Below are 12,141 nucleotides of genomic sequence, written 5' to 3' on the forward strand. Positions count from 1 at the left end.
CATGTTGCATGACTCAGCTAGCAGCTTCTTCTAAATAATCAAAGCGTAAATAGATTTGGTATGCATTTAAATAAGATATGAATGAGTGTGAATGTGTTAGATATTAGAGATTTAAAGATTTTTATATATGCTGTTGAAAATTCATCTTTAACAGTGACGTCAGAAAAGCTTGGTATTGATCAGTCTACTGTCACGAAGCGGATTAATAGTATTGAACAGAAATTGAAAGGTAAATTATTCAACCGTAAAAGCCGACCTCTGCAATTAACGCATTTTGGTGAAAAAGTATATTTCAAAGGGCGCCATATTCTTGAACAGATGGAGCAGCTAGAAAATTTTCATCAACAAAAAACCGAATCATTTCTGGAAAAGGTAAAAATAGGTCTTCCAATTACCTTGGTTGATGACTTATATGAATATATCGATGATCGATATAAGTACGACCATTATTCGACTGAAGTAGAAATGCAAAGTGGATGGGGACGGAGTCTTATTCAACAAGTAGATGAGCGGGAACTTGCTCTTGCTATTGTGATGATTCCTTCCAATCTTCAACTATCTGAGCATTTATTTTTCAAAAATATTGGAACCTTACCTTTAGTTATAGTTGCACTCAAGAATGGTGTTAAAGAGTACAAAACTTTGGAGCGGTGTAGTAAAAAGGGGTGGGTTGTACATCCAGAGGGCTGCTGTTTTAGAGAAAGCCTAAATAAAAAACTCAATGAAAAAGGATCGATATTTTATGCAAATAAAGAGGTTTTCGGGATAGAGGCCCAATTAACGAGTATTGTAAATGGTGAAGGCTTAGGGATATTTCCGAAACCTTTTTTTGATAAATATTCAGCAACTAACTCAGATTTAGAAGCGGTGCTTGTCAATGATTTTGATATTCATCTCAAAGTGGGAATTGTATATGCCGATCAAAAAAATTCAGATCAAGTAAACTATTTTGCAAAAATTATAAAAGAGCGCTATTTCATTCAATTTGCTATCATTTTAAATTTAGGACTCTATTTATTAGATGGTTTAGCTGTTGCTTCTATCTAAGTGTAGAGCTAAGGAGGTCTGGTCCGATTACATCGATATGTATTTTTATAGGGTAGATCATGATTTATTGTATAAATATAAGCAATTTGAAGCTGTAGCAAGAGATATAAAGCATGCGTGCGAAGTAGATATGATAAAATTAGGCATTAAAAATTAAAAAATCAATTAGGACTTAACAATGAGAAACATACGATGGTGGATGCTTGCTTTGATGACGTCTACGGCTGTTTTTGCAGTTGAAACTTCTGGGGTAGATGTCAATGCAGCAGCTCAAGCGAATCTTGGCAATGTATCATCAGAAAAGAATAAAAACTCTCTAATTAAGCAATCTACAAAAAGGGCTGATATTGATGCTGAAGTTGATACACAAGCATTAAAATTAGGGGGGATTCATAGGCGAGAAGATGCGCGAGAATATCTTGAGCTAAAAAGTGAAGTAGACGCAAATATTACAAAACCTGATGAGAAAACTAAAAATAAGAATGAAATATCCAATGATTTGACGGCTAAGTAAATTATTCTTTTGTGCGAGATCTAAGTCTATCTGGCGTTTATGTAGTGACGCATTCTGAAACGTTTTCCACATAATTGTAACTGATCAGTTAAGCAAATATTAATGGAATTTATTTATTTGCTGATAATTTCAAGCACTTAACTGATGAATTAATAAAAGTCTAATACTTATAACTCTTGTTACAACCATTTGGTCGACAAGCTTAAAAAAATTTCCCATAGTCCTATGAACGATATTATTGGGAGAACTGTTATGGATAAAATTACAGTGATTGTGAAAGACCAAGAAGAAAATGAGTCTATTGTCGTAGCCCAGTTAAATGATTTAGAAGACCATGATATTCCTTTTTTTAAACGGGTTGAACATATTGAAGTAGAAGGAAATATCATTTTTCCAAATATTGACTTGCTGTTCGAGAGTGATGTCGATGGAAAAATCTATAAGCTGGTTGCGCCTGTGAACGATAAAAGATTTATTTGAATTTAACCCTGTCTTTAGACTATGTAAAAACCCACTTATGCTCAATCCAATAAGTGGGTTTTTATTTGAGATGGATTAGCATTCTGTAAAACCTGACTCAGTCTATAAGAAAAAGTAAAGAGCTTATGGTCTAACTGTTACCTAAGCTCTTTATATATGAAACTCATCTCTTTTTTGTCTCGGTTAGATCAATGAATTGGGTTAAGCCCTTTTACAATATCACTAAATTCAGAACCATTGAGCCAAAAAGATTTCTTTAAAAATAGGGTGGTCATAATACTTTCTGCGGCTTCACTATTGGGGCTTTCACAGAATAATCCGTAGCAATTGCCAAGGACTGTATCATTTTCGATAAGACGAATAAAATAAGCATGTTGTTCGTCAGCATAACCAAGAATAGCATCACGTTGATTGTTCATTTTTCATGTCTCCACATCAAAAATATTTGAATAGAATCTAACTGCCAAGAGATCAAATAGATTAGTGAATTAGATCAATAACTTAATATTTTGTATTTGCATAAGCTATTCATTTAAAACATTAATTTTGGTTTGTCTTACATCCTTGTCTAAGTTAAACAAGCCAAAATCTGATCTATGGATTTATTGTTATGCAAAATTAATTGTACGTCAACTTGAATTTGTAACTTTTTCAAGTTAAATTAATTGAAAGTATTTTAAGCTTGGGTAGGGGGAAGTTATGTCTAAAAAAACTGAATTTGAGCATGGGGGCGCAAGAACCAATGCAGGACGAAAGGCACAATTCAGTGAGCCGACCAAAGTCATCCGTGTTCCCGAGTCCCAAGTTGATTTCATCAAAAATTGGTTACTGAATAATGTCAAAACAGATCAGCAAACTGATTTGACCACTTCAATGAAAATACAAAATGTTCAAGCGAAGAATGATCGACTTTATCATATTCCGTTGGCAACGGAACGTGTCGCAGCAGGTTTTCCGTCGCCTGCACAGGACCATGTTGAACAAGCTTTGGATTTAAATGAATTTTTAATTCGTAACGAAAACTCAACTTTTATTGTGAAAGCAAACTCACTCTCAATGTTGGATGCTGGTATTGATATTGACGATCCTTTGGTGGTGGATCGTAGTCTTTCAGCGAAGTCTGGGGATATCGTGATTGCCTTGATTGATAATGATTTTACTGTTAAACGCTTGATGATTGATCATCATTTCAGCCCACCTAAGGTGTGGTTAAAAGCGGAAAATCCTGACTATCAAAATATTTATATTACAGAAGGGCAAGAACTGTTGATCTGGGGTGTGGTGACGTATAACTTGAAGCCGATGAGGTAAGCCAATGAGTTTGCCACAACGTATTTTTGCTTTGATTGATGTCAACAATTGCTACGTCAGTTGTGAGCGTGTGTTCAATCCAAAGCTAGAAAACCGTCCTGTAGTGGTACTCTCAAATAACGATGGTTGTGTCGTTTCCCGTTCTTATGAAGCAAAAAGGCTTGGCATTCGAATGGCCGTGCCGTTATTTCAGATTGAAGAGATTATTCGTCAACACCAAGTGGAAGTCTTTTCCAGTAATTATGCCTTATATGCAGAAATGTCACGCCGTTTTATGAACATATTAGGCAGCTTTGTGGATCCCTGTGAACAGGAAGTTTATTCGATAGATGAATGCTTTTTAGAGTTGACTGCCTATCAGAACAGTTACGATTTAACCGAATATGCACATCAGATTCTGGATACGGTGAAAAACTGGTTGGGCCTGCCATGTTGCATTGGTATTGGTTATTCCAAGACCCAAGCAAAACTTGCCAATAATCTAGCCAAGACACATGCTTGTTTTAATAGTGTGTGTAATCTTGTGGATGAAGATCCATGTGTGATTGAAGACTTGTTAGGGCATATGCCTGTAGGTGAGGTTTGGGGTGTCGGACGAAAGATTCGACAACGTTTAGAAAAAATGAATATCTATTCGGTGATGGATTTGGTTCAAGCTGATCCGAAAATGATGGGTAAGTACTTTTCAGTGCTGATGGAGAACACAGTCAAAGAATTACAGGGTATGACTTGCTTAGAGATCGAAGACGTTGTGACAGATCGCCAGCAGGTATTAAGTAGCCGTTCCTTTGGTCAGCCGATTGAAGACAAAACCAGTCTGAGTGGCGCTTTAACCGAATTTAGCTTACGTGCCGTTGAACGTTTGCGAAAGCAAAACTTACTATGCAAAGCTGTTGGGGTGAGTATCCGCACCAATCGTTTTAATAAGGAAGCATATTATCGGCCTTTTACCGTGGTGTATCTATCTGACTATAGTGATGATCGTTTAGAGATTATCAAAGCAGTACAACAAGGGCTTGATCGTATTTATCAGACAGGTCATCGCTATAAAAAGGCAGAAGTGATTCTGCTTGATATTATTCCTCAACGTAGCCATGCAGTTGATTTATTCCATGATACGGATGAACTCATTGCCCGAAGAAATCTTTCGATCGCTTTTGATGATATTAATAAAAGATTTGGTCGGGATTGTATGACGCTAGGACGATTAATTACACCGCATGGGCGAGCGTGGCGTATGATCCAAAATCACAAATCTCCCAGTTATTTAACCAAGTGGGACGAGGTATTAAAAGTGGTATAAGCTGGCTTTTGCGGCCACTCATTATTTACTCATGATTATTGCCGTGATAAATCTCAAATCAAAGTATTTTATTTAGCAGATGTTTGAATAGATAATTGCTGAGGCAGATGATTGACCAAGTAATCAATAACCAAACGGGTTTTGAGTGGCATATACGCTAAGCGAGGCCATACCACATGAATTGGGAAATACACACTGGAAAATCGTGCCAAAACTTGAACTAAGCTTCCATCATGCAGTTCATTATGAATGAGCCAATCGGGTAACCATGCAATGCCATGATGGGCCAAAACAGCATGCTTAATTGCTTGCATATCATTTAACATGAATTTGGCATTGGGTTTGACGGCATAGTCTTGCTTGTTTTCATCTTGCAGGTGCCACTTTTGCAAATGACCTGAATAGGGATAAGCAATGGTTGTATGAGATTGGAGATCATCAAGCGTATGTACGGGTCCAGATTTTTGCAGATAGGTTGGTGTGGCACAGAGTAACATTCGGTGATCACCCAATTTTCTCGCAATTAAATGGCTGGTGTCAGCTAAAGTTCCGATACGGATGGCCAAATCAAATCCATCTTCGACCAAATCTATGGTTCGGTCATTCAAGGAAAGTTCAACCTGTAAATCTGGATGCTGTTGTCCAAGTTCGACCATCAACGGGGCAATATAAAGCTGCCCAAACAGGACTGGTGCTGAAATTCTTAATAGACCTGTTGCACTAATCTTGCCTTGATCCAATAAGGTTTCTGCGGTGTTGATTTCAGTGAGCGCGCGACAGCTGTGCTCATAAAACAAAGTCCCTTCATCGGTTAAGCTCAGTGTTCGAGTAGTGCGTTTAAAGAGCGAAACACCTAAGCGCTCTTCTAGACGGGCAATACTTTTACTCACTGCCGAACGGGTGAGATGTAGTTGCTCCGCGGCATGACTAAAGTTGCCAGCCTCAACCACCGTTACAAAAATTGAAATCGTGCTGAGTTCAGTCTGCATTATTGTAGAGTTTTAGGAATCAATTGATCGAAATATTATCACTACTGGTGATTTAATTGTAGTAGTAACATGTCTCCATTAAAGATTTGGAGAACGAACATGGCGAAAGTGTTGGTATTGAAATCAAGCATTATGGGTGATGATTCTCAGACCAGTCGTTTGATTGATGCATTTCTGCAACAACGTGCTGAACGTGGTTTACAAGATGACATTATTATTCGTGACTTGGCAAAATTAAAGCTGCCTGTACTGGATGCCGAGATTTTCCAAGCTTTACGTGGCGCAGAAAATGTCGCTGAACCCATTCAAAAAATTATCCAATTATCTGATGAATTAATCGCAGAGTTAAAAGCCGCAGATCTATTGTTGATCGGCGCACCGATGTACAACCTGAATGTTCCGACACAACTAAAAAACTGGTTTGACTTGGTTGCACGCGCTCGTCATACCTTTAGATATACGGAAACCTACCCACAAGGCTTGGTTGTAGGTGTAAAAGCAATTGTGATGAGCAGTCGAGGTGGTGTTCATTTAGGACAAGTAACGGATGCAGTAACACCTTACTTGAATGCAGTTTTAGGTTTGATGGGAATTGATGAGGTTGAGTTTGTATATGCAGAAGGTCTAGACATGTCTGCTTTAAGAGAAGATGCACTCAAAGGCGCATATCAAAAAGCCCAACAAGTCGCGATTTAACTTTGTACCCCTTACTGCTGATCTTGGCAGAGTCGGGCAATCAGGTGCCTGATTGTCCGACTTTTTTTATTTGTGAATGCGCTTTGATTGAAGACAGTCAAGAGAGATATTATTTAACTAGCGGATGTTCTTCCACCATTGCTTAAATGTTTGTTGATCATTATCCAGTTCAACCAATTCACCAATCATGGGTGTTGCCAAACGATAATTTCGTGCGCTTGAGTATTCTGTAATACGGGTGATTGGTTCATACCATGCATGTTTAGCCAAACTGAATTTTGAATGATGCACAGGAATCATATTGCGTGCATTCAGCTCTTCCGTAGCTTGAGCAACTTCATCTGGATGGCAATGTACCGAACGCCAAGCAGCATCATATTGGCCATTTTCCATCAAGGCCCAATCAAAAGGCCCATATTTTTGACCAATTTCAAGAAAGTGTTTGTCATAGCCGCCATCACCTGTATAGAAAATCTTTTTATGAGGGGACTGAATGACAAATGAGACCCAAAGATTTTTTCCGCCATCAAAAGCACGTCGAGAATCGTGGTGTGTTGTCTCTGTGATGATGGTAATGCCATCATCAAATTCAATGCGATCACCCCAATCTCTTTCGATCAACTTATCTTTTGGATAACCCCAATATTCAAAGTGTTCACCTACACCTAAACCTGTAATGACGTATTTGACTTTGTCTTTCAGTTTGAGCGTGGTTTCGTAATCTAGATGATCGTAGTGATCATGTGATATCAGCAAATAATCTATTTCTGGTAAGTCTTCAACCGTATAAATATCGGTTCCTTTATAAGCGCGTGTGCCCCAAGGGAAAGGCGATGCTTTACCACTCATGACGGGATCAATCAGAAACCGCTTACCATGGAGTTGCATAAATACAGACGAATGGCCAAACCAGATGATGACGTCTTGTTGTGGATTTAGTGCTTTCAGATTGGTTTTAACCGAAGGGATAGGATCGATCGGATTACGATGCGGAATGGTTTTGATAAAGGTCTTGTAGAGTTCTACAGCGATACTTGAGCCTTCGCTCATCCCCGATTTCTCGATGAGATTACGGAACTGGCCTTGTCGATAATTGGGAGAACTCTCGATTAATTGTAGGCGTTTACCAGAAGGAATTTTACCAAAGAGGGGTTGTTGGGTATACATGGCACTGCCAACAACGAGCAGAACGACAGCGATAGCAAAAAGAATAAGCATAGATAGCGTCAACCTTTTCATTTGAGCATTCGATACAACATTAATAAAAAGTAAAAGCGACAAAATGATGAAATATTATCTAAAAGTCGACGAATGAAAACTTGCCTATTGCTGTTGAATATTTGCCTAAACTAACGAGAGGTGATTTTTGATCATGCAATTGGATTTGTATTGACGTGATTGAGCAAAAGGAAGCCATTTAGGGGGACTTGGTTTATGCTAGACTATAAGGACATTACAGTCGTGCCAATGGCTGTAAGTTTACAGAACGAGTAGGTAAGATGATTGGGCAGCAGAGAAACATACTAGCAACTTTGGGAATCGATGTTTGGATTCCTCGGGAAGTCGTATGTCAAAAAAATACTGCACCCAGCCTATGGCGAGATCAAGTGGTTGATGCGGTTTCACAATCGACAGCGCTTGCGTTTGATCCTGCACCGATTGTTCAAGATATTCCAGTTGCACCTGTACACACGCCATCGATCACCGAAATTGAAAGTCCTCAACAAGCGAAGGTTGTTGCAGAACCAGCTGCTAAAGAAGTTGCGGTTGAAAAAGAACAGATTGTTATTACGGCTCAGATTCAGACGCTTGAATTGCAAATGTACGTTTTGGAAAACTGTGCCATTTTATTAGAAAGCAGTCAGTTGACTAATGCACAACAACAGCTGTGGCAAAATATTCAAAAGGCTAGGCTAGGTCAGTACGCAGAGTTGAAATGGCCATTTCCATTGGCTGCTTTTCAGGATAGCCGAGGACTCTCTTCCTATATTCAAGGTTTTATTGATGCCACCGCAACCAATAAAAAGATATTATGCTTAGGTCAACTGGACTTTATCCAGCATTCTAATATATTACATTTAGCGAGTTTAGAAGAAATGATTGCTCAACCGCTATTGAAAAGACGGTTGTGGCAACTTATGCAATAAAGATCGGAAATCCAAGCATGAAGAAAGTCGTTGTATTCAGCCAAATAGATCAGGACGTTTTAGCGAAGTTACAGCAAGATTATCAGGTGGTGGTACTTAACCCCAAACTTGGTGATATCAACGAGCAGATTCGAACGGAAGTCGTTGATGCTGATGCCATGATTGGCGCAGGGCGTTTACTCAATGAAAGCAATTTAGCTCCCGCACAAAAACTAAAAGTCATTTCTACGGTTTCCGTTGGCTACGATAACTACGATGTCGACTATCTCAATCAAAAGAAAATTTGGCTTGCCAATACCCCACATGTACTGACAGAAACGACAGCTGATCTTGCGTTTACATTACTACTCAGTGCGGCACGTAAAATTCCATCTTTAGATGCATGGACCAAGCAAGGTCAATGGAAACGGACGGTATCGACTGAACAATTCGGTGTAGATGTGTTTGGGAAAACCTTAGGCATCATTGGTTTGGGAAATATTGGTGCTGCTATTGCCCGTCGTGGTTTTTATGGTTTCAATATGAATATTCTGTATCATAACCGCCGTGAAAAAATTGAAGTCGCACAAGCCTTCAATGCCCAATATCGGGAGCTAGATCAGCTATTACAACAGTCTGATTTTATTGTAGTTGCCGTTGATTTAAATACTGAATCAAAAGCGCTTATTGGTGCAGAACAATTTGATTTGATGCAGAAGCATGCGGTATTTGTGAATATTGCGCGTGGTTCGGTCGTCGATGAAAATGCATTGATTGAAGCATTGCAACAAAACAAAATCTTTGCTGCTGGGTTGGATGTATATACCAAAGAACCTTTGCAAAACTCACCTTTATTCGAACTAGCAAACGCAGTCACGTTACCGCATTTGGGCTCTGCAACAGCAGAAACACGCAAGAAGATGGTTGATCTTGCTTATCAAAACCTGATAGATGCCTTAGAAGATCGAACACCACGTTATCTGGTCAATCCAAAGTTTGAATAATTGCTTACAATGCTGACAACTTGATTGCTGCATTATTGTGCGAGCCCATCTTTTTAAGCTGATTAATATTGGTACACTTGCGCCCTTTGTGATTTCGTGTCGGGGTGTCTGTGTTCGAGAAATTAGCTGAGCAAAGTTTGGGCTTGATGGGTTGGGAAATTGACAATCATTGGGATTTGGATATCGATCAATGTGTCATGATTGCCGCACCACATACCAGCAACTGGGATGCCTTATATGCACGCTTGGCCTTAAAAGCATTGGGTGTCAATGTTCGCCTGACCATTAAAGACAGCTATATGAAACTCCCATTTGGCCCATTTGTGCGTGCTATGGGGGGTATCGGGATCGATCGCAGTATTAAACAAGAAGGGCAAGCGCGGCCAAGTATGGTTCAGCTGATGAGTGACTTGTTTAAAACCCATCCAAAATTAGTGATGTTGGTTACGCCAGAAGGGACACGTGCCAAACAAGAACAGTGGAAAACTGGTTTTTATCATGTGGCAGTCGCTGCAGGTGTACCGATTGCTTTAGCCTATATGGACTATGCCAAGAAAAAAACTGGGGTTGGAAAAATTGTTTATCCTACAGGCGACTATGAAAAAGATATGACTGAAATCATGTCTTTCTATGCACAAATTAATGCCAAATTCCCTGAAAAATTCAGTGTAGATCAGCGTTACATCGCAAACAAATAATTTAAGCCACTTGCAAAAAACATAAATTAAGGCAGGATTTTCCTGCCTTTTATAACACTTTGTTGCAAATTTCTCCTTTTTTCAATGCTATAGTGAATTTCTTTATTAAAATCATAGAGAAACCACTTGAGATCGTTGCTGCTCGCATGTGGCTTATTGGCCACAACTCAATTGAGTCACACTGAGGTCTTTTTACCTTCCCATACGGCTGGGCAAACAGAAGTGCCTGAAATTGGAAGTGGCATAGGTTTACTCGATCAACAAAAAGAAAAATTTATCGGTGAAAAAGTCTATCGAGAAGTACATCGTCAAATGCCAACCGTACAAGACGCATGGTTGGAAAATCAATTTTTGCAAGTTTTTTCAGGGATTCTCAGTCAAACTCAATTGGGCCAACCCATTGGTTTAGTGATTATCAAAGATCCCCAAATTAACGCATTTGCAGTTCCTGGTGGTTTATTTGCGCTGAATACGGGGCTGATCACTTCGGCAAAGAATCTTGATGAGATTGCCGGTGTGATGGCACATGAGATTGCACACGTATCACAGCGTCATTATAGCCGTTCGCAAGAAGCATTCAAGGGACAGGGTTTGCTCGCATTGGCAGGGATTCTTGTCGGGGCTGCTATTGCATCTCAGACCGATGGCAATGCGGGTGCAGCTGTAATGATGGGTACTCAAGCGGCACTGATGGATAATCAGTTGAGCTATAGCCGTAATCAGGAGCGAGAAGCCGATCGTATTGGTATGCAGTTTATGTCTGCGGCAGGCTATAACCCACAAAGTATGGCGGATTATTTTGAAACCATGCATCGAGCAACCAGTCGAGTCAGTTTTTTACCTGATTTTTGGTTTACTCATCCATTAACGACAGAGCGTATGAGTGAAGCACGTTTACGTGCCAATCAATTGCCTAGAGTGAAATCTAAAATTTACGATCTCGATTTTGAAATTCTAAAACTTTACACTCTAGTGGTATCGAATCAGGCGACTGAAATTCAATTGCAGACCTTGGCGAATCAGAAAAATACCGCGGGGCTATTGGCCTTGAGCAAGTTCTATCTAGAGCAGGGGGATTATGCACAAGCACAGGCCAATTTAGATTTGGTGAAGGCTAAACTTCAGAATCATGTGCTTGTACCGCTAATTCAAACCGATATCTACCTAGGGCAAAATAAACTGGATCAGGCTTTTAATAGTATTAATCCAATTCAGAAAACCATGCCAGAGAATAGGGCCTTATCTTATAAATTGGCAGAGGTGCTGATTCGACAAAAGCAAGTTGCACAAGCACAAACTTTGGTACAACGTTTTATTCATAAAAACCAACGTGATATTGAAGGTTGGCAATTGCTGCAACAGGCAACCAATTTAGATAAAAGTTCGCCTTTACAAGCCGTCAATGTATTGGGTTATCGAGCCGAGGCTGAGTATTGGTCTGGCTATGAAGAAAATGCGATTAAGTCAATGTTGCACGCGCAGCGTTTGGCAAAAGGTAATGTCGCAATGTCGGCCAAGATTGACGCACGGTTAAAACAGATGCAAGATGAGCGCCGTATGAAACTCTAAATGAATATTAAAATAATTAAAGGCATGCATATGATCAAAGGACAATGTTTGTGTGGGGCAGTGCAGTATCAATATCATGGGAAAATTGAAAACAGCATTTTATGTTACTGTACCGATTGCCAACAGGCACAGGGTTCTATTGCGGGCTGGAATAGTGCCATTGATCAGACTCAATTTGAGCTCACCTTTGGACGAGAGCAACTGAAAGAATATTTTCATACCCCAAATAAGGCGCGTGTATTTTGTCAAAACTGTGCCAGTCCACTTTATTCTTATCGTAAGGATTTGCCTGATATCATTCGTTTACGTCTGGGGAGTGTGACTGAGGGCGATATACCCGCCCCAAAAGAAGAATTTTTTCTGGAGCATAAACCAAATTTTATTGAATTAAGATAAGATGGCGT

The 12,141-nt window shown here is 39.6% G+C and carries 14 protein-coding genes; 11 read left to right on the plus strand and 3 right to left on the minus strand.

The window, feature by feature from the left end; genetic code table 11:
- Nucleotides 1-81 precede the first annotated feature (81 nt).
- The 3 genes from MMO42_RS08285 (at nucleotide 82) to MMO42_RS08295 (ending at nucleotide 2,041) form a co-directional block, all read left to right on the plus strand.
- Nucleotides 82-1,047, plus strand: a complete 966-nt coding sequence (locus MMO42_RS08285) for a LysR family transcriptional regulator (RefSeq protein ID WP_241320039.1) — start codon at nucleotides 82-84, stop codon at nucleotides 1,045-1,047.
- A gap of 178 nt (nucleotides 1,048-1,225) precedes the next feature.
- A complete protein-coding gene (locus MMO42_RS08290; RefSeq protein WP_241320040.1) occupies nucleotides 1,226-1,561 on the plus strand; it encodes a hypothetical protein in 336 nt (111 codons plus the stop codon).
- A gap of 252 nt (nucleotides 1,562-1,813) precedes the next feature.
- A complete protein-coding gene (locus MMO42_RS08295; RefSeq protein ID WP_005145697.1) occupies nucleotides 1,814-2,041 on the plus strand; it encodes a hypothetical protein in 228 nt (75 codons plus the stop codon).
- 188 nt (nucleotides 2,042-2,229) lie between these two features.
- Here the strand turns inward: MMO42_RS08295 and MMO42_RS08300 are convergent, their stop codons facing one another.
- Nucleotides 2,230-2,460: a hypothetical protein gene (locus tag MMO42_RS08300; protein ID WP_005295610.1), complete on the minus strand. Its 231-nt coding sequence runs from the start codon at nucleotides 2,458-2,460 to the stop codon at nucleotides 2,230-2,232.
- A gap of 280 nt (nucleotides 2,461-2,740) precedes the next feature.
- On the opposite strand from MMO42_RS08300, the gene umuD reads away from it, so the two are divergent.
- Together umuD and MMO42_RS08310 are read left to right on the plus strand one after the other, a co-directional pair.
- Nucleotides 2,741-3,352 carry a translesion error-prone DNA polymerase V autoproteolytic subunit gene (gene umuD, locus MMO42_RS08305; RefSeq protein WP_241320042.1) on the plus strand — a complete coding sequence of 204 codons (612 nt, stop codon included), beginning with the start codon at nucleotides 2,741-2,743 and terminating at the stop codon, nucleotides 3,350-3,352.
- 4 nt (nucleotides 3,353-3,356) lie between these two features.
- The gene (locus MMO42_RS08310; protein WP_241320044.1) at nucleotides 3,357-4,655 is read left to right on the plus strand and encodes a Y-family DNA polymerase; all 1,299 of its coding nucleotides are present in this window, start codon (nucleotides 3,357-3,359) and stop codon (nucleotides 4,653-4,655) included.
- A gap of 68 nt (nucleotides 4,656-4,723) precedes the next feature.
- Here the strand turns inward: MMO42_RS08310 and MMO42_RS08315 are convergent, their stop codons facing one another.
- Complete coding sequence (locus MMO42_RS08315; protein ID WP_241320045.1) at nucleotides 4,724-5,644, minus strand: LysR family transcriptional regulator; 921 nt, start codon at nucleotides 5,642-5,644, stop codon at nucleotides 4,724-4,726.
- A 99-nt stretch (nucleotides 5,645-5,743) separates the two neighbouring features.
- Between MMO42_RS08315 and MMO42_RS08320 the strand changes: the two genes are divergently transcribed.
- Nucleotides 5,744-6,340: an NAD(P)H-dependent oxidoreductase gene (locus MMO42_RS08320; protein ID WP_241320047.1), complete on the plus strand. Its 597-nt coding sequence runs from the start codon at nucleotides 5,744-5,746 to the stop codon at nucleotides 6,338-6,340.
- Nucleotides 6,341-6,457: 117 nt separating this feature from the next.
- Here the strand turns inward: MMO42_RS08320 and MMO42_RS08325 are convergent, their stop codons facing one another.
- Nucleotides 6,458-7,558, minus strand: a complete 1,101-nt coding sequence (locus MMO42_RS08325) for an MBL fold metallo-hydrolase (protein WP_241320048.1) — start codon at nucleotides 7,556-7,558, stop codon at nucleotides 6,458-6,460.
- Nucleotides 7,559-7,839: 281 nt separating this feature from the next.
- On the opposite strand from MMO42_RS08325, the gene MMO42_RS08330 reads away from it, so the two are divergent.
- From MMO42_RS08330 to MMO42_RS08350, 5 genes are all read left to right on the plus strand, one after another.
- The gene (locus MMO42_RS08330; RefSeq protein ID WP_241320049.1) at nucleotides 7,840-8,487 is read left to right on the plus strand and encodes a hypothetical protein; all 648 of its coding nucleotides are present in this window, start codon (nucleotides 7,840-7,842) and stop codon (nucleotides 8,485-8,487) included.
- Between the two features lie 17 nt (nucleotides 8,488-8,504).
- Nucleotides 8,505-9,470: a D-glycerate dehydrogenase gene (locus MMO42_RS08335; protein WP_241320051.1), complete on the plus strand. Its 966-nt coding sequence runs from the start codon at nucleotides 8,505-8,507 to the stop codon at nucleotides 9,468-9,470.
- Nucleotides 9,471-9,580: 110 nt separating this feature from the next.
- Nucleotides 9,581-10,168, plus strand: a complete 588-nt coding sequence (locus MMO42_RS08340; protein ID WP_241320053.1) for a 1-acyl-sn-glycerol-3-phosphate acyltransferase — start codon at nucleotides 9,581-9,583, stop codon at nucleotides 10,166-10,168.
- A gap of 126 nt (nucleotides 10,169-10,294) precedes the next feature.
- Nucleotides 10,295-11,737, plus strand: coding sequence for a M48 family metalloprotease (locus MMO42_RS08345; protein WP_241320054.1), 1,443 nt, complete (start codon nucleotides 10,295-10,297; stop codon nucleotides 11,735-11,737).
- 30 nt (nucleotides 11,738-11,767) lie between these two features.
- On the plus strand, nucleotides 11,768-12,133 hold the full coding sequence (locus tag MMO42_RS08350) for a GFA family protein (protein WP_241320273.1): 366 nt from the start codon (nucleotides 11,768-11,770) through the stop codon (nucleotides 12,131-12,133).
- Nucleotides 12,134-12,141: the final 8 nt, after the last annotated feature.

This window comes from Acinetobacter sp. ANC 3882, assembly GCF_022549545.1.
Lineage (GTDB): Bacteria > Pseudomonadota > Gammaproteobacteria > Pseudomonadales > Moraxellaceae > Acinetobacter.